Source organism: Paenibacillus sp. FSL R7-0189 (assembly GCF_037969925.1).
Classification (GTDB): Bacteria; Bacillota; Bacilli; order Paenibacillales; family Paenibacillaceae; genus Paenibacillus_AQ; species Paenibacillus_AQ odorifer.
This window is the reverse complement of record NZ_CP150223.1, coordinates 4626551-4649809: the sequence shown is the minus strand read 5'-3', so window position 1 is coordinate 4649809 and position 23259 is coordinate 4626551. Positions and strand designations below refer to the sequence as shown.

Here is a 23259-nt window from a genome sequence, read left to right as displayed (position 1 = left end):
AATCTGCTCAGAGCGTTTGTGGTTTGGACTGTTGATTAGATAAAAAGAATAAAGCGACCCAGATCAAGGCAAATCCGAGAATCTGCGGGATAGTGACCAGCTGTTGGAACACAATCCAGTTGATGATTACTCCCGTCATAGGAAAGCTGAGTTCAGCCAATGTGGCGAAGGAAGCTTTGGTCGTGCTAAGTCCTTTGTAATACAACAACATACTAAGAAGTCCTGGCAGCAAAGCTTGCAGCAATAGATTAACCGCAATAGCTGCCGATGCACCAAACCCGCCATGAATCTGCCACGGGGCACCTTCTAGCGTAGTGATAACGAAAAGTAAAGGAAGCGCAAGGATAAAGCGCAGCGAAGTCACTGTCTCATATTTCATAGAACCGAGCAGATAACGTCCCATGACTGTCGATCCCCCCCACAGTGCAGCTGCTCCCAAGGCCATCAGACTGCTAACCCCAATAAAGTTATTCACATGTCCGAAAGGGATACTCCAGCCAAAGGTCAGCAGATAGGTTCCTACCAGCGCCAACACAATGAGTGGTCCGAAATTTTTTGGCAAACGTTCTTTAAGAATTAAAGCAGCGAGACCGATAGCGAATATTGGCTGAAGCTTTTGCAGCAACAGCACCGCATTCAAATCCCCACTGGAAAGTGCCATCGTAAATAGGATCGTCGCCCCGGCAGAACCTCCCCATGAAACAATCAATAAAGCACCAATCTGGCGAAATCCAATTCCTTTAAGCTCCGCCCGGTGACGCCAAAGAACAGGTGAAGCAGCCAAGAAAAGCACCACATGCTCCAGAAGAACAATTTGCGATGAGGTCAAAGATTTTAACAGGATGATACGAAAGAGCGGATCAACGCCCCATAATGCTGCACCAATCACAACGAGCCAAAATCCACTGCGTAGCGCTGATGTACTGCCAACCTTAGATGATGATGAAGCTGTAACATTACTCATAATTTCATTCTCCTTGTCGATACAAACCCTCGATAAGAGACCAAAAACCCCCGAATTACCAAAAAGGTAAACTCGGGGGCATTATCAATAAAGACGTACAAGGATAGACTCCTAGCGTCTTTATCTTATGATCCTCTCCCATCCGGACTTTACCGTCGGCTCTGGATTTACACCAGATCAGTCACTTCTCTGCAAGCAGAACAAGTGAGTCGCGGGCTCAGTTCGCTTTGAACATTACCGCCGGTCGGGAATTTCACCCTACCCCGAGAATCTTGTATTCCGTTGTTTTTTTCACAATCTCAGAATAAACCTCTTCTCGCCATTCGTCCAGTACTTTATGAAAATGTACACATTACTTTCATGTTTCGCAGCATTTTATTACATGTTTGTTCGTAATTGTCCTACTGCTTCATCCAAAAAACTTCTGTATAATGAAATTATGTTGATTTTTCCATAGTTTAGTAATCATGTCGAGGAGGTTGTTATGAAAGAAGCATTCTGGACGAAGTTATTGTTCTCCATCTTTGCCGTTGGAGGAATAGCCTTTTTAGGATTCATAGGTGCTATAATTACTGCGCTTTACGGAGGACTGCTGTTTTATACCCCACTTGTGGCGATCTTAGCAATCGTATTAGCCATCTATGTTGTACTCATCATATTTAATGTGTTGTCCCGAAGAACAAGCAATATTGTATTGTTATCTATCCTCGGACTTAGTCTGCTCGCGACCGCAGGATATGAGATCAAGCAAGCGTACGTCAACAGAATTGCCATGGTCGATGATCGGGAGGTTAATCTGCTACAGTATGAACCCTTTGCTGAGAAGACCAAAGCAGTGAATCTGGACGAACCTTCTTCCTATCATATCGATAGCGATCTTCCAAGATTGGACGGCGCAACCGCACTTTATCCACTGTATTCAGCTTTCGTTCAAACTACTTATCCTGAGGGTTATTATAATCCGTATGATTTTCAAGCAAGTCAAGTAATTTGCAGCAGCACACCTGAAGCTTACAAGAGATTAATTGAAGGAGAAACCGATATTATATTTGTAGCGGCTCCGTCAATTGCACAACAAAAAGAAGCTAAGCGCAAAGGTGTCGAACTGAAGCTAACGCCGATCGGCCGCGAGGCCTTCGTATTTTTTGTAAACAAACGAAACGACGTAACCGGACTTTCCACCGCTCAACTTAAAGATATTTACGCAGGCAAGATCACAAATTGGAAAGATGTAGGCGGAGCTAATAACCGAATCCGTGCTTTTCAACGACCTGAAGATAGCGGAAGCCAGACGATGTTGCAAAAGTTTATGAAGGACACTCCACTCATGAAGCCGCCTCAAGAAGACGTAGCGGATATTATGAGCGGTATCATTCAACAAACCTCCAGCTATCGCAACTATAAAAATGCACTGGGCTACAGCTTCTTATTTTACGCCTCAGAAATGAATCGAAACGGGGAAATAGCCCTGCTGGCCATCGATGGTATTCAACCAGACAAGGAAAGTATTCGTAGTGGACAGTACCCTTTGGCAACAGAATTTTATGCAGTGACCGCGGGAAGCGACAACCCTAATATTCAGCCCTTTCTGGATTGGATTCAATCTTCTCAAGGTCAGAAATTGGTAGAGAAAACAGGTTATACATCGTTAAAATAAAATCCCTCTATCAAATGAGAGCTATCCCAAATGTTTGGGAAGGCTCTTTTTCTATTTTTATACCGAAAATTTTCCTTTTTATTTGTTGTAGAGCGCAACTTTTGGAAACTATTGTCGTTTATACTTTATACGAGCCTTAAACGGCATCAAAGGAAGAAAAAGTAAGAATTGCTAGAGACCAATAAACGGGGATGGTAGGGATTGCAGATGAAAAAGTTTGGTTTTTTGGCGTTACTGCTGCTTTTGTTGGTGCTGGTTCATCCAGGAACTGGTTATGCCGGCTCTGCGGAAACACACATCAACCTAGACGGCAACGATCTTAAGATTTCAAAAGAAGCACAGGTACAAATTGTAAATGGCAGTGTAATGGTTCCTCTTCGTGTTGTTGCGGAACAGCTTGGTTATACCGTGAAATGGGATAATGTGGCCAAGACGGCGATCATTGAGCAAAAGGGAACTACTTTAAAGCTGATCGTGGATAATACGATGGCAGAAGCTTCAGGGAAACAAGTCAAACTGGACAACCCTCCGTTTCTCAGTGGCAGCACAACCCTTGTTCCTTTAAGATTTGTTGGGGAACAGACAGGAACTACTGTCGGTTGGGACAATGTAACCAAAACCGTATATTTAACCTCTCCAGTACCTGAGATTGGGGGAAGCGATCCGGAAATTACGGTTCCACAACCCACTCCAACAGCACCTTCAGACAACGGATCAAACGGGAATACAGCAACTGAAGGGAATAGCTCAGTAGCTACAGTCACCAATCTTAGCTTCATCGACAACCAGCTGGTTATTGCAGTGAACGGCAGTATAAAACCTACCGTGTTCACTATGACAGACAAAGACCGAATTGTCGTGGATTTACCGAATACTGGCTTTGGAACCGACTTCCATCAGAATCTGTCCGTAGGAAAGAACCAAAGCGGACAGTTAACGGTTACCGACTATCCTAATGTTACTGCCGTTCGCTATTCATTGTTCAGCAGTTCCCCATCGACCATTCGGATCGTCATTGATCTAAACAGCGCTAATAGCTACAGTCTGATAAATGCTAACGATGGACTTATTATTGTGGATCTAAATGGGACTAGCGTTACGCTTCCTGAAACCACCTTACCAGAAGTACCGGTTACAACTCCTCCACCTTCTACCGGCAACACAGACAAGAAGATAATCGTCATTGATGCAGGACATGGTGGGAAAGATCCAGGGAGTTCAAGTGTTAACAAGCTTAAAGAGAAAGATTTCACCTTGCCGACAGCACTGAAAATTGCAGAATTACTAAAGAAAGAACCAAATATCGAGGTTATACTCACGCGCAGTGGCGATACATACCCAACTCTACAGGACAGATCTAACCTCGCCAACAATGTAAAAGCCGATCTATTTATCTCTGTTCATGCCAATAGTATTCCGGCGGGCAGTAAAAGTAATCCTAGTGGCACAGAGACCTATTACACACGTAATGATAGCTTATTATTCGCTCAAACCGTTCACAAATACCTCGCAGTTGCTACAGGACTGCAGGACCGAGGGGTTCGTCAAGCTAACTATCATGTAACAAGAGAAACCAAAATGCCTGCAATATTATTAGAATGTGGTTACTTAAGCAATACCAAGGATGAAGCATTACTCTTTACCCCGGACATCCAGAATAAAATAGCCGAAGCAGTAGTTTTAGGAATCAAAGAATATTTAGGTCGTTAAAAAAATGGGTGTCCCATTAGCCGTTTAGGCTGATAGGACACCCATCTTTTATTCGGTAGCAGTGTTCCAAACACTCATTCGTTCCCGCAGATTCGAGGTATGCAGCTCTAGCTGTATACCATCTGGATCTAGAAAATTGACCGTCCAGCCTATACCCCGTTTGATTGGCCCTCTAATTATGAGCACATTCTGGGTTTGCAATCCTTGGACGGCTTCCTCAAAATGTTCCTCTGCAATACTAAAAGCGATATGGTCTACCCCAACCCCTTTATCTGCAATCGCCATATAATCAGACTTTTCAAGAAGACATATCCAGGCACTTCCCCATTCCAGATAAGCATCAGTTTTACCTCTATGAACTAGCTGAAGGCCCAGAATTCCTGTGTAGAAATTCAGGGAATTTGCTAAATTACTGACATTTACGGTCACATGGTTAAAGCCTTCTACCTGCATTTTTATTCAGCCTCTCAATCTTCTTAAGCCAGCATAGTGACAATTCTTTTGCGTTTCTCTGATTCAGGATCATAAGCTACATGCGTATCTTCATCAAAGATCAAGGTAGCCCGTTCCTCCAGATTGTATTTCGGCCATAACCTCGCAGCTGTAGCCGGATTTCCTTGATGAGCGAAAGCAATCCAAGCGTCATGCATAACCTCAGCCAACTTCTGCATTGTTGGATTAATTTCTGCCCTAAGATGGGTTAGATGAGATAGATTATTAAAGGCATAAACGATTTCTGCACTATGCACAGCTTTATTTAACAAAGGATGACCTGGGATCGTGCCGTCAAAACGGTACATCCAGACAGGTGCATAATTCAATTGGTTTTCCGCTAGAGACACCGAGGCTGCCCAGAAGTAAAGATCCGTTAGAATTTCGGCTTGTCCCTCCCAGGTGGAAGAATAATGGTTAGCAATCTCTTTCAGACTCCCAGTACCCATCATCTGCTCCAGCGCCTTAAGTGATTCGTCAAAGTCTGCCTCAGGTGATTCTTCTCTGAAGAACAAGTTGCCCTCATCACGATTGGTTCCGATCAATAGCGGAATACCATGTGCCGATCCTTCTGCCACAGCCTGTGCAGGTTCTACAGGAAGTGTATCCCCATCAATGACAGGCTGAAATAACATGCCAATTGAGCCACCCGTTAACTTTTTAGTCATTCTTGCGGCTGCATCGATAATTTGTTCAGAAGAAAATGTTTGCAGAAGACTGGCATCTCCATCTGGAGCAATCCCTAATTCAGCTAGCAGTGCCGCTGCAATGTACTTTCCTTGCTCGGAAGGCAGTGTCTGAGCAGCTCCACTTTGCATAATCGCACCAGCGAACAACCCCTTCGCTGCTGGCATGGCCAAAAGAGCTGCGATACTCATACTCCCTGCTGACTCTCCGAATATAGTTACCCGCTGCGGGTCCCCGCCAAAAGCAGCAATATTCAGCTTTACCCATTCCAACGCGGCGATTTGATCCAATAATCCTTGATTAGAAGCAAGCCCATGGCCAAATGGAGACAAATTCATGAATCCAAATGGACCCAGCCGATAGTTAATGGTCACTAAAATTACTTTGCCGCGCTCAGCGAAGCTTGTGCCGTCAAACTGCGGCTGACTTCCAGCCCCGGTCACAAACGTCCCCCCGTGAATCCAGAACATAACAGGCAGGGGCTCATCATGAACTGCTGGCGCCCAAATATTTAAATACAGACAATCCTCGGAATGAAGCGGCGTCTTGCCACCGAACCGAGTACCTCTCGTATCCGCTGGCTGATGACTAACCGGACCAAATTCAGAAGCATCTCTAATCCCATCCCAGGCTTCTGGTGGCTGTGGTGCACGAAACCGAAGTTCTCCAACAGGTGGAGCTGCAAAAGGGATCCCGCGCCAAATGTTCACTTCCCCCTCCTGTATTCCTTGAAGCTTACCATAAGAGGTTACTGCTATTGGTGCTCCCATTACATTTCACCCTTCCACATTATTCCTTATTCTCTTCAATCTGTTTATATAAGCCGGATCGAAACCGGAACCATTCAAAAAGATGTGTAAATACCACCTTAAGTACCGCATAACCCGGAACTGCAAGGATAATCCCCAGAATTCCAAACATTTTACCTGCGAATATAATTACAAAAATAATGGTTATCGGATGAATCTTCAACGTCTTGCCCATGATCTGTGGTGAGATAAATTTCCCTTCAATCAGCTGAACAGCTGTCCACACGATAATCATCTTCAACAACATAAATGGAGAAGTGACCATCGCCACAATTAGGGCAGGTGTAATCGCGATTGCCGGGCCCAGATAAGGAACAACTGCTGTACAAGCAGCAGCAATAGCCAGAACGAGAGAGTATTCCAAACCAATGATTAAATAGCCAATATAGAGCAGCAGACCAATACAGCAGCTGACAATAATTTGCCCGCGTATGTAAGAGGATACCTGACTGTTCATCTCCGACATGACCATACGAGTCTGCGGCTGCAGAGAAGTAGGTACAAACTTCAGAATATAATCCGGCAATTTTTTTCCATCGCGAAGCAAGTAGAACAAAATAAATGGCGTCGTTACAACCGCCAAGACAATCTCTGTAAGGGCTCCTACAAAGCTGCCAACACCCGTCAAGGCATTATTCAGAAAAGAACTGCCCCACGCCGTAATCTTAGATGTTATCTCACTAAGGTTCGTTCCGATACTATCTTGAACTTGCCCAAAGAACTCCGTTCCGGTCAGATCCATAAACCGTTCTTGAATTAATTCACTATACCTTGGAAAATTGTCGATCAAACCTGATAGCTGAGTCCGTATAATTGGAATGACCATAAACAAAACCAGCGTGATGAGACCAGCAATCAACAAATATAGGATGATTATTGCATATACACGTTTTATTCGGGATCTTTTCTCCATCCGATCTACCAACGGATTCAGCAAATAATAAGCTATACCTGCCAGTAATAATGGTGCGGCCACGGTGTGCAGCAATACTGATATCGGCTTAAAAATAAACGGTATTTTGGAGAATACCAGAATATTAATTCCAACCAGCAGCATAATGAGCAGCACTACTACAAATTTATTATTCAGAAAAAATTTTTTGAACTTCTCTGGCCACACCTGCAGCCTCTCCATCGTACCCTCTCCCCTATAAACCATCATATATACTGTGTTATTTCATTCACTTTTTAATAGCATAGTCAACGTTAGCCCTGCAAGTCAAATTTGATGTCCTTAATTAAGCACACAGTCCTATTACGAGTCTGGTCATGATCCGATTCAATCATAATCCTCCCCTGTTTATAAATAAATAACCCTGCACGAGATATTCCTCTGTACAGGGTTAGAACCGCAGCTAAAAGGTACTTACAAGCCTTGCTATTTTTTCTTTTTCCCTTTAGCGCCCTTTTCATTTGAAGCAATCAATTGTCCATCATAGGTGTATAACAAGTGATCTTCAAGCTTCTCCCCCTGCAAATGTTTCCGCACTAATGATTTCGCCAGCTTAGGTGTAATCTCTTTGTACCACACACCTTCGGGATAAGCGATCACCACACAAGCATCTGAACATCTTCCATTACAACGGGTCACAGTCGTATGTATAAGACTTTGTGCGCCCTGCTTCTCAATCTCGTCTTCTATCGCTTCAGCTACCTCTTCACCTTTGTGTTTCTTGCAGCTGCTACCGTTACATATTAATAAGTGACTTACAGTTCCTTGTAAATTCCAGGTCGTCATGGATGACTTCAACCCCTTCTTATCAGCTAACCCTATTCCGTTCGTGGATTATTTTAAACACTATCATAAGCATCATTATAGTCAATAGTAAGAAAGACTGTTATACTATAAATGAGAATGATTATCAATGAAAAGAAGGGGATTACTACATGCAGATCCAATCTGACGGGATGCCTTATCCATCCCATCCTTTTTATATGCCCCTTCGGGTCATCAGCTTATCGGGAATAACCAACTACTCAGCCTCAAACATTTCTTCTACTAATTCCAGCCTTATGATGATCTGGGATGGGAAAGGTTTTCTTGAAATAGACGGTAAGATACACAAGGTCATGGCCGGAAGCTTAATAGCCCTTAGTAGTTCTTCTTTATTGAAGATGGAACCTGAATTACAGTTAAAGGGGATATGGATTGAGTATTCCTGTATACCCCAGAGTAAAAATGAGGACATTTTTATAAATGACAACTCCCCTGTCCACCATGCCTCCACTCGTTTGATAGCCTTGGCAGGTGAGCTTTACAGTGCCTGGATAGACGCTGATAAACAAAAGCCGTTTAGGGTCCAGCAGCTATTCACCCAGTTCATCGTGGAGCTTCATGGTGAACTGACATCCCATAAAGAAAGATCAAGCAGTTGGATGGAACGGGTGACTGAGTATATAGAAGCTCATTACAATGAAGATATCACGCGGGATCAAATGGCTGCTTTAGCTGAAGTGAGCCCCGAGCACTTTTCGCGAACCTTTCGCAAATCAATAGGTCTATCCTTCAGTGCTTATATTACACTACTAAGAATCCGTAAAGCCCAGCAACGAATCCTCACCAGTTCTCCCAATCTGACAACATTGGCACATGAGGTTGGTTACGAAGAGGGAACTTATTTGAGCCGAAAATTCAAGCAGCTTGTTGGCGTTTCACCTACAGCCTACCAGAATAAGAATAAACGGGTCGTTGCCCTGAACTATAATCACACCGCTAGCCTGCGAGTACTGGAAATCATGCCTCAACTCGGGGTTTATTCCGAATGGCAACATAGCTTGGAACAAGTTCCCGCTTCCAAACAGCTTCAAATGAGCGAAGGTAAATTTTCATTACTCTATGACTCAGTAGCTGCGGTAAAACCAGATGTCATTATCGGCTACAGTCTACCCGACAATAAGATTCTGACTCCTGTTGCTCCGGTTATCGAGCTGCCCTTTATGCAAATGAGTTGGCGAGAGCAATTTGCTCTGATTGCCGAGGTTGTGAATCGACGACAGCGTGCTGAACAGTGGCTAAGTCATTATGACAGACTTTGTCTTACCGCCAACGGGTTATTAAACCATGCTATAGGAATGGAGAGAGGTACGGCTATCGTGTGGGAGGTTAGCTCCCGATCCGCCTACTGTTTCAGTAGCAGCTTCGGCAGAGGTTGCCAAATTCTATACGGTGATCTTGGCTTCAAGCCCCCCTCCGTAATTATTGAAAAAGGGATCACAGATTCCGGGTACTTAGAGGCATCTATTGAGGATATCGTATCGTTTCCTGCTGACCATATTATTATCACTAGCATCCCTTCATCATCTGAGGGAAGACAACGTTTTACTCGCCTACTACATTCTAAAGCTTGGAAGCAATTAGATGCAGTCCGAAACGGACGGGTATATATTCTGAACCAGGCTGATATGTTCTACGGATTTGACCCACTGTCCTCACAGGCACAGCTTCAAGAATTGCTACGGGTAATGACATCATAAATTTGCATAAGCTGAGATCATATCCGTCCATAGTAAATACCCGGTGAAGCTTGTAAAGTTCTTATTGAGAATGATAATCAATATACATAGGGGGAACAACAAATTGCATAATCCAGGAAAAAATAGCTCCAAACAAACCCATTGGCTTCTTTTTCCCTTCATGCTGGCATTAATTCTAGTCATATCAGCTTGCGGGAATTCCAATAATTCTGTGGGGAATACAGGCAGTAACACCAGCAACACATCATCGGCAACTGCAGTACCTACCGAAACTAGTCAACCAACAGAAACTACGGAAACAGCTGCTCTTAAAAAGGTCACTACTATAAATGGTGATATTGAAATCCCTGTTCAACCTAAAAGGATTGTCGCTGAGGAATATCTGGGCAGTCTGATTGCGCTAGATACCATTCCTGTTGGTGCTCCCGGATTAACACTGGAGAATATGTATTTTAAGGAGGCACTTACTGGAGTTGCAGACACTGGAACTTACGGCAAAATGTCACCTGAAAAAATCATCGCACTTAATCCTGATTTGATTATTTCTGGACAAGCTGAAAGCTATGAAGCACTAAGCAAAATTGCTCCAACCATCGTTGTGCCATATGGTGATCTGAAAGATGCTCATGCCGAATTAACCTATTTCGGAGAACTCCTTGGTAAGGAAGAGGCAGCCAAAAGCTGGCTTGCAGATTACGACAAACGGATAGCTGAAGCTAAAGCCAAAGTAGACAAAGTAATCCCTGCAGATGCAACATTTTCCATCATGGAAGACGGCGAAAAATCCATTTGGGCCTATGGCGATAACTTTGGCCGAGGCGGACAGCCTGTCTATCAGGCGCTGGGTCGTAAGCCCCCTACAGCTGTGGCCGCAGAAATTATGGAGAAGCAATGGGCGGAAATCTCTACAGAGGCACTCGCTAAATACGCAGGAGATTATATTATCTTAACTTCCAATAACCGTACAGAAGCTGATTACAAAGCTGATCCAATCTGGAGTAGCCTACCCGCTGTAAAAAATGGCCATCTCTATGTATGGAAAGAAGAACGGTCTTGGTACTATGATCCAATTGCCGTGTTATCCCAGACCGAAGAACTGGCTGCTTGGCTTATACAATAAAATGCGCTTAAATTAGAATCCCCTACTGCTTCCAACAACGTTGGAGCAGTAGGGGATTTGTTATTTCTTTTGACTACAAACACACTCAAGAGGTAATAATACATTTAGCCTAAGGTTAATCTAGCAAATGGAGTTGATCAATATGAAATTACTATTACTATATTTCATGCTTGCTTTTATGGGGTTGCTGATGGCAGTAATCATCGACCTTTTATCAGGAGAAAACCTCACCGCTTCAATGCGGACGATCTATGACTCCTTTGCAGCTACAAGCATACAGGAATCAATAACTATGCTCGTTTTTATCTCCTTACCTTTTGTTATTACAATTACATCCTCTATCCGAAATAGAAGCAATAAATCCATCAAATAAAATAAACTAACCTATGCTCCCTAATTTTCTGCGGATGTAATGAACGATGCACAAGAGAATAGGTACAGCGGCACAGAAATACGGCAAAATATATTTCAGAAATATCCTTCCTTCGTCCATATGTATCGGATAATTCGCTGAACTAATAAAAGCCCCGAACAAAACAACAATACCAACGGGAACGGCGAGCTTTCTGCTGTCTTGCACCTTGAATAGATCCGCGGTGACTACCATTGCAGCGTAGCAATATACTGACATTTTAAAAAAGACTCCAATGATTAAGGTTAAGAGCACAAGCGCGTCCAAACGTTGAATGAAATTGGCCAGGTTTACTAACGTTATCGTAGTGAACATCGGAAAATTGGCTCTACTGTAGATTTCTGTTCCTAGAACGGATATTTCGATGGCATGGGTAAAACTGAGTAATAATCCGCATAAAGTAATTGCGATGATTCCGGTTCTTTTTGCTACCTTGGTTTTTTTGATATGAGGTAAAATCGTAGTGAAACATACCATCTCCCCGAACGGAAATAGCCATATATTTAGATAGGCTGATTTCAATGCATTCTTCCAATCCGAGGCCTGTAACGGAAACAAGTTATCTAGTTTTACAAGTCCGGCGGCAATAACCAAAAAGCAACTGGTCAAGCCCAACAATATTATAATCAGCATATAAATCTCAGCCGCCCGCGCAAACACCTCAATCCCCTTATTTAAGATGTAAATTACCGCAACAACCATCATTGCATAAATGATGAACACGGGTGTTCTGTCGTAAGAAGCAGCTATTAACAACTCACCTGATTCATGCAGATTTCGGGAGCCATTGAAGAGAAGGATTGGAATATATGTTAAGCTTAACGGCCAGCCTATAACATTGCCCAGTATCTTTCTTGTATAACCGCTAATAATCATGCCCGGATATTGCCGGTATAAATAAACATAAATCAAATACAAAAGAAGTCCACCGGGCAAAGCTAACAGAATAGCAATCCAGACAGCATGGCCACTTTCAAGTCCAATCGGTACCACAAGGGCCGTTCCCAATTCAAACAAAAAAATCAAAGCAAATAATTGACTCGCGCTGATGGTTTCTTTTTTCATAAAGTGGCCTTCTCCCACCTTTCTCACTGAACACTTTCATTTTTCCTTTAACAATTTCGGCTCTAATCTCATTCCAACACTGCGAATATAGGCTTCTACAGAAACATCCACTTCCGCTTCCGCGAACACTGACTCCCAATCGTCCTTAACAGTCTCCCATGCTTTTGGATTTGTGCGCTTCAGTTCATTCCCGAAATTGAAAATATCGCATTTCATAGTTTGAGCAGCCTGTAAGGCTTGGGTTATTTCCTGTTTAGTTTTAAGAGCCACTTGTTGTTCCAACTGAACGATTACCTCTCTATCACTTAGCTCAATATAACTCTGTGCCTCACTAAGCGTCCCCTCTTCCACAACATTTACATGAATGACGGGTACTTTATTGCGGAGTTCAATCTTAATTTTTGTTTTTGAATAATTAATGTTAACGGCTATCGAATCTTTAACCTCATTTGAATCTACATTAATACTGGTTTCATTAATCTCGTTCTGTACCCATAGTGCCCCCCGAGCAAGAGGGCCATCCAGCCACCCCTGAAAAACCCCTTTTTTCAATACGCTAAGCCCGCTCATTGTGACAAGTGCTTTTACTTTAGTTTGCTCCATCCCGGATTTTTTAGTTCCTTCTTCAGCGTCTCCAAGAATTCTGGCTCCGGATATCACCACTGACCCTTCTCCACTGAGACCATTAATTAGCTCAAAAACATTGATATCCCGGCTTTCTCCATATATTCTAGCGGTATTTTTACTCTTTTTAATAATCCCAATTGCAGGCAGGCTTTCTACGGGAAGCAATAGTTTCAGAATAGAGGATGCTTCCGTATCTCTGGCTACAATAACATTCGTGTTGAGCCGCAGCTCATGGGACCTTTCAAAGATGTCAAAAATCCCATCAATACCGCTCTTCACTGTAGATTCGCCTAAAACTAATAGCTGCGTGTGTGCAAAAAACATCTGTCTTGCCGCCTTTTTTGAAGTCTTGCGAAAAGCGCCAAAGATCGTACGGTCCGTAGAAGAATAAATAGTGACCGTGGGTTGTCCGGTGCTAGCTCCTGCACTTGTGGCTGTTGAGGATGGATTCACAATCTGAAAAGTAACATGATATTCCTCTTTATTCGGCACCTTATCCACACCTATACCAGTCACAATGCCTAAATTGTTTAATTCCCGACTGTTCCAGCAGCTTGTCAGCAACATTAAGCAGCATATACAAATAAATGAACGCATCATCCATCCGACCTTCATTTGCCACTCCCCGGCTTCCCATCATTCACCTTAAGTCGAGTATTATTTTTTTGGCTAACAAGACGCGGCCGAGTTTTCATATATTTCAAGGGCACACGCAAGATCGAGTCCTTCTGATTCTCAGCGATAAAAGGACCAAATGGAGACATATACGGAAAACCCAACGATTTCAAGCTACACATATGAGCAACCAAAATAAAAGTAAAGATCGTTATTCCATAAAGCCCCATAAAGGCTGCGATAAACATAATGATGAAACGCAAGATACGTATGGAAAGAGCCATATTAAAAGCGGGAGTAGCAAAGCTGGATATTCCTGTAAGTGAAACTACAATAACCATTGCAGGAGAGACAATACCGGCTTGTACGGCTGCCTGTCCTAACACTAAGCCCCCAATGATCGACACAGTTTGGCCTATAGGGGATGGCATACGAATTCCTGCTTCACGTATAATCTCAAAGGTAAATTCCATCAGCATAGCCTCAATAAAAGCCGGAAATGGAACCCCCTCCCTTTGTGAAGCAAAATTAATAAGTAAGGCCGTTGGGATCATTTCTTGATGAAAGTTTAGAATTGCAATAAATAACGCTGGGCCAAATAACGAAATAACAAGGCAAATAAATCTCAATAATCGGATCAAAGTCGTAATATCATAACGCTGGTAATAATCTTCTACGGCATGTAAAAACATAAAAAAGGTTGTAGGTGCAATCAGCACAAACGGGGTCCCGTCCACAAAAATAGCAACTCGACCTTCTAAAAGATTTCCTGCAACACTGTCAGGACGTTCCGTATTATATAATGTTGGGAATGGAGAAAAGGGAGTATCTTCTAAAAATTGCTCAATGTATCCAGATTCCAGAATCCCGTCTATATCAATGCTTTGCAGCTTAGTTCTGAGCTCCTTTAAGGTATTATCATTGACGATTCCATGAATATACATAATAGATACATTCGTTTGCGTGACGTCACCTATCTTCATCGACTCCACCCAGAGATTAGGGCTTTTTATTTTCCTGCGCACCAGAGAGATATTCGTCCCAATAGATTCTGTGAAGCCTTCCTTGGAGCCACGAATGGCTACTTGAGTTGTAGCGTCCGATACCGCTCTAACCTCACCGCCGCTTGTATTCCCTCTGATAGCTGCCCTTATCCCGTTGACCCAAAGAATGGTATCACCAGAGAATAAAGCCTCAAAAAGCACATCCCAATCTTCAAGTGTCTGTTCTTCTCCGATCCCTCTCGCCACTTCTTTCATATACAAAAAGATATCTTCAGCGGATGTTACCACCGGGTTTTCTTCACTTAGCTTATCGAACGACATCGCATGCTCCACAAACTCGTTGACCATTAATTTTTCTATTAATCCCTCAATATATACAGCAGCTACCTCAACCTGTGTGGTAGTGGATTTAATTCTACGAATAACAATATCAGGGCTATGGCCAAGCCTTTCTTGAAGCTCTTTAAGATTATCGTCCAAAATAGTAGAGTTAAAGGGGTCCATCATTAACACCTCCTGCTCATACTATTTGTTCTACACCGCTTTTTTATGCAACAAATGGAATCTATAACCTCCCTTAACTTGGAATATAAATACGCAAAAGGGATGTCCTTGAGCTACTATAGCTCAGCGAACATCCCCTTTTACTCTTTTGAAATTAACTTATTGAAGAGACTTCAGCAACGTAACTATCTCATCCAGCTGCTTGTCCAGCGCATAAGCATCGGATAGATAATAAGTTTTTAGATCGTAGGTGAATACATGACCCGACTTGACAGCAGGTAGGTTCTGCCAGAAGACACTGTCCAGAATGTCCAGCTTATCCTGCTCCACACCACGGCTGAAGCCTTGGAAGATATAATCAGCTTCACCTAAGTACTCGGGCAACGCTTCAAGTGAGAGGGAAGCCCAGCCTTCTTTAAAGGCTGCCTCTTGGACAAGATCAGGTGCATGCAGCCCCAATCCGTTATATATAATCTCTCCACCGCGCCCATATGACGAACCGTATAAATACAGCTCTTTACCGGCAATTTCAAAGATCGCCACCTTTTTGTCAGCTGCGATCAGATCAGCCAATTCCGCTTTTTTCGCTTCCAGCTTCTGATTGAAATCCGCCACCCACTTTACAGCCTGCTGCTCCTTGTTCAAGATTTTCCCGATCTCGATCAATCGTTCCTTATAGTCGTATTTGCCCCAAGGAATAAAGACAGTCGGAGCAATCTTAGAGATTTGCTCATAGGTATCTTCCTGATAAGTGATAATCAAGTCCGGTTCGAGGCTCGTTATTTTCTCCAGGGACACCGTCATGTCATCGCCTACTACTTCTACACCTGTCAGCGCCTCTTTGAAATATGGATGGTTCAAGATGTCATTCCCGGCAACGGCAATGGGCGTCACGCCAAGCGTCAGAAGATCACCAATAAAGTCTTGTACCGGAATCACAACTCTTTGTGGATTGCGTGGGATCTGCACCGGGCCTTTGTCGCTTTCGTACGTCCAATACTCTGCATCAGCAGCCGGCTCCGTGCTGGCAACTACAGAATCATTATTAGTAGCCGACGTGCTAGCTGGAGCATTCCCCTGATTAGCAGCTTGTCCGCATGCGCTCAACAGCAGCACCAGCGTAAGCATAACAGCTATCATGCTTGTTTTTCCTAACGATATAATTCTGTACAATGTAAATCCCCCTTGAGACTTTATATTATTATGATATTGATAATCAATATCATTAAGATCTTTGTTTAATATACCGTCTCCGCGGAAAAACATATATACACGCTAATACATCAATTTAGCTATGGACGATTGTCAGCTTAATTTATGGCCGGTTAACAAATCTGTCTGTATTTCCAGCTGGCGTTCGAGCGCAAGCCCTTCGCTGCCCCAAAATTCCTCAAGCTTCAGGTAATATATGCATTCATTCCTGAATGCTGGAAGATTGCGCCAAACCGCGCTTTTACTAATCCGTTTACGTGTTCTCGACATCCAGTCCTCTTGTCCTGATACAACCACAAACATATGGTCAGCCGCGTATATTGGCAATTCCGACAGTGAGATGCATAAATGATCATCCCGCTCTAGAACATCTGACCTTACCTTGTCCGGTGGAGTTAACCCCAGCATTGGATACAGATTGTACACCCCTCGGGCTGTATAATTCCAGATATAAATACTGTTATCTTGCCTAATCTCATACACCGCTACCGTTTCACCAGATTCAATTAATGAGGACAAGCGCTGCTTGGCCAAATCTATTTTCAAATGATAGTGCCTTATCCATGCCTCTGCCCGCTCCTCTTCTCCCAGCAGTCTGCCGAATAAACGAATCTGTTCCAGGCGGTCCATTTTATCACACTCCACAGTAACTAGTGGACCCAACTTTTCCATGCATTTAAGCTGACGAGGGCTCAGATAGGTCGGTGCAATAACTAGATCGGCTTCTAGCCCAGACCAGTCCGCTTCCGCCGGACATCCTTGCAACTCAAATGATCGCACACCCGCCAGTTCCGGCAGCAAAAGCAATGAGTAGTTCATCACATCTTCTTCAACCGCGACAGGCTTCACTCCCAGCGCAAGTAAATCCCCTAAAAATTGTAACGCTACTATCCGCTTCGGTTTGGGACGTAAACGGAATTCTGTTGGGGTCATCCCGGTGACTTGCTTGAATTTGCGGCTCAGATATAGTCCATCTGTATAGCCAACTTTTTGCGAAATTTCCTGTATTGTTGCTTTGCTGGACATCAAGTGTTTTTTCGCTTTATTTACTCTTAAATGAGTTACATATTCGGTGAAGCTCCAACCCGTCTGCTTGCGGAACCATACTGAGAAATAACGAGGATTGAAGCCCATCATTCGAGACATCATCTCCCGCGTAATCTCCTTTTGGAAATTCTGGTGGATATAAGCGAGCATTCTGAAATATGAACTATCCGTAATGTCTGCTTCAGCGTCAGCCTCTACGACCAGTTGATGTAGCTGATACAGCAAGGATTGAATTCTATCTGCCTGTGCTTCTAAATTATTGGCAGCAACATCTTCCAATTCGCTGAATAAACGGGTTATTTTATTCGTCGTACGTATAGGTAAAATCCCATTGACCGGAAAAATTTCACGGCAAAGTCCATAGACCAATTCTTGCTCCGTGCTATTGCTTAGCCCATATACCTCATAGGAGATTGCTAGAACAGAGATAACAGTCTCTAATGGAGCATTAATTTGATAAGTCACACCTGTGCTTAGAAAAAGAATTTCACCATTTTTAAGAGCTACTGTCTCTCCTTCTATGGTTATTTGAACGATAGCTTCTATTGGTGTCAGGAAGAGTGGGGACTGGGCAATCTGGGGTTTATTGATGTGACCGCCGCCGCATTGGCGTTTCCCTGCCTCTTTTAACAGATAAATTCTATGAACCGGGTTATTATTTGATAGCTTCATTCCTGCTCCCTTCCAGACTGCTAGACTTAATAACCCATAAAATAGAAAGCAAGCGTATAAGGGTTCTCTCCGCTCGAAATGGATAAGATCCCCTATACGCTTTATATAAAACTTCAGATTTTATGGTTTGAGAAGCCTCTATCCTTAGTGGTCGTCAACGACTCCAAGCGCTTTATTCTTCTCTTTGAACCGTTCATTGTGAGAAGATACGTAAGCGACTTTGGCCGCGGTCGGGTCAATGTACAGCTTTGCGCTATTAAGCGCCAGAGCCGCATCAGTGAAAGCGCCTGCGATCAAACGAACCTTGCTCGCATAATCCACAAAGTCACCTGCTGCGAATATACCCGGAAGATTGGTCTCCAGCTTATCAGTTACATTCGCACACCACTCGCCCATATCAAGGCCCCATTCTTTTAACGGACCAAAATCGCTCTTCAGACCATGATTCACAATGACAGCATCCACTTCAAACTGCTCTGTTTCACCTGTCTCTATATGGCTGATCGTAACCTGATCTATCGTTTCACCATTACTGCTGTGTAATTGGCTTACTGCATATGGCGCACGGACATTGACTGAGGATTCCTTCATCCGCACAATGTTTTTCTCATGTCCGCCAAACTGTTCGCGGCGATGCGCAATCGTCACACTTGCAGCGATGGGTTCCAATTCATTCGCCCAATCTACTGCGGAGTTGCCTCCACCGGAGATTAGCACTCTTTTACCGCGGAACGGCTCCAGCTCTTGAACGGTATAATGAAGATTCGTCACCTCATAACGATCTGCACCTTCAATTTCAAGCTTTGCCATCTGTAGAATTCCGTAACCAATTGCCAAAATGACTGTGCGGGTCCAATGTTGTTCCCCAGTAGAAGAGGTCAAGATGTACGTCCCATCTTCTTGTCTCTCTTGATTCATAATTTGCTGACCCAGCACAATAGTCGGATCGAAGGTTTGAGCTTGCTCCTTGAGCTGACCGATCAGTTGATGGCAAAGAGTTGGGGTTACGCCTCCTACATCCCAGATCATTTTTTCGGGATAAATAAGCATTCTTCCTCCGAGCTCATCCTTCGCTTCAATTAACTTTGTCTTCAAGTCTCTCATTCCACTATAAAAAGCTGTATACATCCCAGCAGGTCCGCCACCAATAATGGTTACATCGTATAATTCCAGTTGTTTATTCATCGTGTCCCTCCAAAATTATATTCTAGTGATCCCTTCAGCTACTTAAGCTCCAAACTGCGCTTCATGCAATCGGCTGTAAATTCCGGCAGTCTGCAGCAGTTCCTCATGCTTACCTTGTTCTGCGATGCCGCCTTCCGCAACGACAACAATACGGTCCGCATTTCTGATCGTTGCAAGGCGATGAGCAATAACAAGTGTTGTTCGTCCTTCAGACAACTCGGCGAGGGCCTCTTGTATAGCGGACTCCGTTTCAGTATCCAATGCAGAGGTTGCTTCGTCCAAAATGAGAATCGTCGGATTCTTCAAGAACATCCGGGCGATGGACAACCTCTGCTTCTGGCCGCCAGAAAGCTTGACGCCTCTCTCACCGATCATTGTATCCAGCCCGGCAGGCTGAGATTTGATCAGTTCTTCCAGCTGAGCGCGTCCCGCAGCCTCCCAGATTTCTTCATCGGAAGCTCCCAATCTGCCGTAAGCAATGTTCTCACGGATGGTTCCGTCAAACAGGAATACATCTTGTTGTACAATCCCGATATGGGAACGAAGTGATTCTAACGTCATGGAGCGAATATCTATTCCATCAATAGAGATGTTGCCTTCGCTTACATCGTAAAAGCGTGGCAGCAAGCTGCAAAGTGTTGTCTTACCAGCACCGGATGGACCCACAAGTGCAACCGTCTCTCCTGCCGAAATCGATAAGTTCACATTGGTTAGCACCTTTTCTTTATCACTATAAGCAAAAGCTACATCCTGGAAGGTTATATTCCCTGACAGATGAGACACTGGCTTAGCGTCTTTTGCGTCATCAACATCTGGCTCCGTCTCCAGCAGTTCAAGATAACGTTTGAAACCAGCGATCCCTTTAGGATAGGTCTCAATGACCGAGTTAATCTGTTGCAAAGGTCCTAAGAAGACATTAGACAACATCACAAAAGCAATAAATTCACCGTAAGTCATTTGCTTCTGGATTACAAAATAGGTTCCGCACACGAGTACGAATAATGAGACCAGTTTCATAAGCACAAAGCTAAAGGATGAATTCCAAGCCATAATTCGATAGGTCATAAGCTTCGTAATACGGAAGCGTTCGTTATTAACTGCAAAACGGGAAATTTCATGATTCTCATTAGCAAAAGCTTGCACAACACGGATCCCACTTACATTGTTTTCTACGCGTGCGTTATAGTCAGCAATGTCCGCGAACATGATGTGGAACGCTTTGGACATTTTGCGACTGAAGTACATGGATAAATAAATCATCAGCGGGACAATTACAAAGGTTAGAATAGCTAATTTCCAATTGATGCTAAGCATGATACCGAATACACCAAGCAGCGTCATCACTGCTATGAATAAATCTTCAGGACCATGGTGGGCAATCTCACCGATGTCCATCAGATCATTTGTCATCCGCGAGACCAAATGGCCTGTTTTGTTATTATCGAAGAAGTTGAAAGAGAGCTTCTGCACACGATCAAATAGCTTTTTTCTCATATCCGACTCGATATTGATCCCCAGCTTATGCCCCCAATAAGTAACGACAAAATGCATAAAGGCGCTGACGATATATATCCCCAGCAAACCGAGGCAAGAATAGAGAATCCATTTCCAATTCCCACTTGGCAGCATATCATCCACTACCCGGTTAACCGCCAGTGGGAAGACTAGTTCCAGCAGTGCAGCAGCAATAGCACAGGAGAAATCAAGAATAAACAATCCCTTATAGGGTCTATAGTAAGCAAAAAAACGACGCAACATTGTAAAAATTCGCTCCTTCCGGTGATTGACCATCCTCTTTCATCAAGATTTAGTACGGGCTAGCAAATACAAAAAGTATGGCGCTCCAATTACAGCAACAACAATTCCAGTGGGGATCTCAGATGGCTGTAAGATCCAGCGCCCAATGGTATCCGCTATAATGACTAGCAGTGAGCCGAGCAGCGCTGAGGTTGGCAGCATGAGCTGATGTTTGGGTCCAACTAGTCGTCTCGCCAAATGGGGGCCGACAAGGCCGACAAAGCCAATCCCACCACTCACAGCAACACTTGCCGCAGCTAGACCAACCGCAGCCGCAAGAAGCCGGAATTGTTCTTTCGTTACAGCAGCCCCAAGTCCTACAGCTGTCTGTTCACCCAAATTAAGGACGTTCATTACCCTTGCTTTATAGATGACATACGGCACGAGAATTACGATCCACGGTAGTAAAGAAAGTACAAACTTCCAGCTTGTGCCCCAAATACTTCCCGCAAGCCAAGTAGCCACAAACTGATACTTCTCCGGATCCAGCCGAAGAGTCAGCACGATCATCGCTGCACTCATTCCAGCTGCAACCGCTACACCGGTCAGCAACAGTCGCATGGGTTTTATTCCTTCATGCCGTTTATAAGCTAAGACATAGATCAAGGCAGCAGTAATTCCTGCACCAACAAACGCCACCATAGGCAACAGATACACCGGAGCCGCGGTTGCCGTCGGATAAAAAGATATTAACAGCATAACCATAATTCCTGCACCAGCGTTAATCCCTAAGATGCCGGGGTCGGCCAAAGCATTACGAAAGACGCCCTGCATCACAGCTCCGGATACAGCCAAACCTGCGCCTATCAGAACGGAGATCACAATACGCGGTAGCCGAAATTGAAACAAGATCAACTCTTGCTTATCCGTCCCTTTACCGAATAACGTATTAAGCAGCTCCATAGGTGTCAAACGTATGTATCCTGTATTCATACTAATAATAAAAGCAATAACAATCAGTACAGCTAAAATAATCATTATAACTAAGCCACGTTTATTTTTGGCGGCTTGGAAGGAATCGAATGAAGTTTTCTCTATCATTACAGTTCCCTCCTTTCTTTACGTGCAAGATAAAGGAAGAAAGGTACACCGATCAGTGCAATAATTGCTCCAAGCGGCGTTTCATTAGGGGGATTAATCATCCGTGCTGTTAAATCTGCAAATACTGCAAGCAGACTGCCAAGAATAGCTGAACATGGAATGATCCATCTGTAATCCACACCTACAAAAAAACGGGTCAAATGGGGAATAATTAGTCCAATGAACCCAACGGCTCCTACTACTGCAACTGATGATCCAGCCAGAATCAATACGATTAAAGTCCCTGCCAGCTTAACAAGCCCTGTGCGCTGGCCTAGCCCTTTAGCAACATCGTCACCTAGGCTGAGCATTGTAATCGATCGGGATATTACCATAGCCCCAATTAACGCTGCTCCTATCCAAGGGAACATGACTTTAAGCTGAATCCATTTCGTCCCAGCCACGCCTCCCGCATACCAGAAAGCCAAATCTTGCCCAATGTGAAAATATAAAGCTACCCCTTCACTCAGCGCTGACAGCAGTGCACTAAAAGCAGCACCTGCCAGCACCAGACGAGCAGGAGTCAGCCCTCCCTTGGCCAATGATCCGACCCCATACACAACCCCAGCCCCTACTCCGGCACCAATGAAGGAATATAGGATTAAATACATAAACGATAGATTCGGGAAAAATGCAAAACAAAGCGCCAGCGCAAATCCTGCGCCTGAGTTGATGCCCATCAAACCTGAATCTGCGAGTGGATTTCGGGTCATTCCCTGCATAATGGCACCCGCAACTGCAAAGCTGGCCCCTATCATTGCCCCGCCAAGTACACGGGGTAATCGTAATTCTCTAATAATCTGATGATCCATGATCTCCGGATCAAAGTGAAACACAGCTGCCCACACCACAGAAAGTTTAATATCAGCCGCTCCAAAGGAGACTGAAACAGCGATACCTAGTGCTAATAGTACCAGACCGCCAACCAAGATTAACGTGGCAGCCCAAGGACGTGAACGGAACTCTTGTATGGCTGACCCTTTATTAGGTCTAATCTTGGAAGATATCTGTTGATTCATGAATGCCACCCTATTTCTATGAAATTGATTCTCATTATCACTATGCTATTGTAAATGAGCCTTCCTAGGTTTGGCAATAGATAGATTTAATAGGAGGCATTTATTTT

19 protein-coding genes and 1 riboswitch are annotated in these 23259 nt (G+C 43.9%); of the genes, 5 read left to right on the top strand and 14 right to left on the bottom strand.

Annotated elements, in window-relative coordinates:
* Nucleotides 1–7: 7 nt before the first annotated feature.
* Entirely contained in the window at nt 8–964 is a 957-nt protein-coding gene (locus MKY63_RS20190) for a DMT family transporter (protein ID WP_036676118.1), read from the bottom strand.
* A 126-nt stretch (nt 965–1090) separates the two neighbouring features.
* Nucleotides 1091–1239: riboswitch (FMN riboswitch) on the bottom strand.
* 209 nt (nt 1240–1448) lie between these two features.
* Here MKY63_RS20190 and MKY63_RS20185 point away from each other — a divergent pair.
* Both MKY63_RS20185 and MKY63_RS20180 read left to right on the top strand, forming a co-directional pair.
* On the top strand, nt 1449–2621 hold the full coding sequence (locus tag MKY63_RS20185) for a substrate-binding domain-containing protein (RefSeq protein WP_036676115.1): 1173 nt from the start codon (nt 1449–1451) through the stop codon (nt 2619–2621).
* 207 nt (nt 2622–2828) lie between these two features.
* Nucleotides 2829–4331 carry an N-acetylmuramoyl-L-alanine amidase family protein gene (locus MKY63_RS20180; RefSeq protein WP_036676366.1) on the top strand — a complete coding sequence of 501 codons (1503 nt, stop codon included), beginning with the start codon at nt 2829–2831 and terminating at the stop codon, nt 4329–4331.
* A gap of 48 nt (nt 4332–4379) precedes the next feature.
* Here MKY63_RS20180 and MKY63_RS20175 read toward each other — a convergent pair whose 3' ends face one another.
* The 4 genes from MKY63_RS20175 to MKY63_RS20160 form a co-directional block, all read right to left on the bottom strand.
* Complete coding sequence (locus tag MKY63_RS20175; RefSeq protein ID WP_036676109.1) at nt 4380–4784, bottom strand: VOC family protein; 405 nt, start codon at nt 4782–4784, stop codon at nt 4380–4382.
* 23 nt (nt 4785–4807) lie between these two features.
* Nucleotides 4808–6280 carry a carboxylesterase/lipase family protein gene (locus MKY63_RS20170; RefSeq protein WP_036676107.1) on the bottom strand — a complete coding sequence of 491 codons (1473 nt, stop codon included), beginning with the start codon at nt 6278–6280 and terminating at the stop codon, nt 4808–4810.
* A gap of 19 nt (nt 6281–6299) precedes the next feature.
* On the bottom strand, nt 6300–7454 hold the full coding sequence (locus MKY63_RS20165) for an AI-2E family transporter (RefSeq protein WP_036676105.1): 1155 nt from the start codon (nt 7452–7454) through the stop codon (nt 6300–6302).
* Nucleotides 7455–7697: 243 nt separating this feature from the next.
* Nucleotides 7698–8057 (bottom strand): (2Fe-2S) ferredoxin domain-containing protein, encoded by a 360-nt coding sequence (locus MKY63_RS20160; protein ID WP_036676102.1) that lies wholly within the window; start codon nt 8055–8057, stop codon nt 7698–7700.
* Nucleotides 8058–8206: 149 nt separating this feature from the next.
* Between MKY63_RS20160 and MKY63_RS20155 the strand changes: the two genes are divergently transcribed.
* The 3 genes from MKY63_RS20155 to MKY63_RS20145 all read left to right on the top strand — a co-directional run bounded on the left by MKY63_RS20155 (nt 8207) and on the right by MKY63_RS20145 (nt 11286).
* Entirely contained in the window at nt 8207–9793 is a 1587-nt protein-coding gene (locus tag MKY63_RS20155; protein WP_051490902.1) for an AraC family transcriptional regulator, read from the top strand.
* 103 nt (nt 9794–9896) lie between these two features.
* A complete protein-coding gene (locus MKY63_RS20150; RefSeq protein WP_339809715.1) occupies nt 9897–10913 on the top strand; it encodes an ABC transporter substrate-binding protein in 1017 nt (338 codons plus the stop codon).
* A gap of 142 nt (nt 10914–11055) precedes the next feature.
* A complete protein-coding gene (locus tag MKY63_RS20145; RefSeq protein ID WP_036676096.1) occupies nt 11056–11286 on the top strand; it encodes a hypothetical protein in 231 nt (76 codons plus the stop codon).
* 6 nt (nt 11287–11292) lie between these two features.
* On the opposite strand, the gene MKY63_RS20140 is transcribed toward MKY63_RS20145, so the two are convergent.
* From MKY63_RS20140 to MKY63_RS20100, 9 genes are all read right to left on the bottom strand, one after another.
* On the bottom strand, nt 11293–12390 hold the full coding sequence (locus MKY63_RS20140; protein ID WP_038572462.1) for a GerAB/ArcD/ProY family transporter: 1098 nt from the start codon (nt 12388–12390) through the stop codon (nt 11293–11295).
* A gap of 36 nt (nt 12391–12426) precedes the next feature.
* On the bottom strand, nt 12427–13632 hold the full coding sequence (locus MKY63_RS20135; protein ID WP_038572463.1) for a Ger(x)C family spore germination protein: 1206 nt from the start codon (nt 13630–13632) through the stop codon (nt 12427–12429).
* Nucleotides 13629–15143 (bottom strand): spore germination protein, encoded by a 1515-nt coding sequence (locus MKY63_RS20130; RefSeq protein ID WP_094902289.1) that lies wholly within the window; start codon nt 15141–15143, stop codon nt 13629–13631. Before MKY63_RS20130 ends, MKY63_RS20135 begins: the two co-directional genes overlap by 4 nt.
* A 156-nt stretch (nt 15144–15299) precedes the next feature.
* Nucleotides 15300–16313: an iron-hydroxamate ABC transporter substrate-binding protein gene (locus tag MKY63_RS20125; RefSeq protein ID WP_339809714.1), complete on the bottom strand. Its 1014-nt coding sequence runs from the start codon at nt 16311–16313 to the stop codon at nt 15300–15302.
* A gap of 132 nt (nt 16314–16445) precedes the next feature.
* A complete protein-coding gene (locus tag MKY63_RS20120) occupies nt 16446–18071 on the bottom strand; it encodes a helix-turn-helix domain-containing protein (protein ID WP_339809712.1) in 1626 nt (541 codons plus the stop codon).
* A 144-nt stretch (nt 18072–18215) separates the two neighbouring features.
* Nucleotides 18216–19256, bottom strand: coding sequence for an NAD(P)/FAD-dependent oxidoreductase (locus tag MKY63_RS20115; protein WP_036676089.1), 1041 nt, complete (start codon nt 19254–19256; stop codon nt 18216–18218).
* 42 nt (nt 19257–19298) lie between these two features.
* The gene (locus MKY63_RS20110; protein ID WP_076179717.1) at nt 19299–21014 is read right to left on the bottom strand and encodes an ABC transporter ATP-binding protein; all 1716 of its coding nucleotides are present in this window, start codon (nt 21012–21014) and stop codon (nt 19299–19301) included.
* Nucleotides 21015–21056: 42 nt separating this feature from the next.
* Nucleotides 21057–22094, bottom strand: a complete 1038-nt coding sequence (locus MKY63_RS20105) for an iron ABC transporter permease (RefSeq protein ID WP_036676084.1) — start codon at nt 22092–22094, stop codon at nt 21057–21059.
* A complete protein-coding gene (locus MKY63_RS20100; RefSeq protein WP_036676077.1) occupies nt 22094–23152 on the bottom strand; it encodes an iron ABC transporter permease in 1059 nt (352 codons plus the stop codon). Before MKY63_RS20100 ends, MKY63_RS20105 begins: the two co-directional genes overlap by 1 nt.
* Nucleotides 23153–23259: the final 107 nt, after the last annotated feature.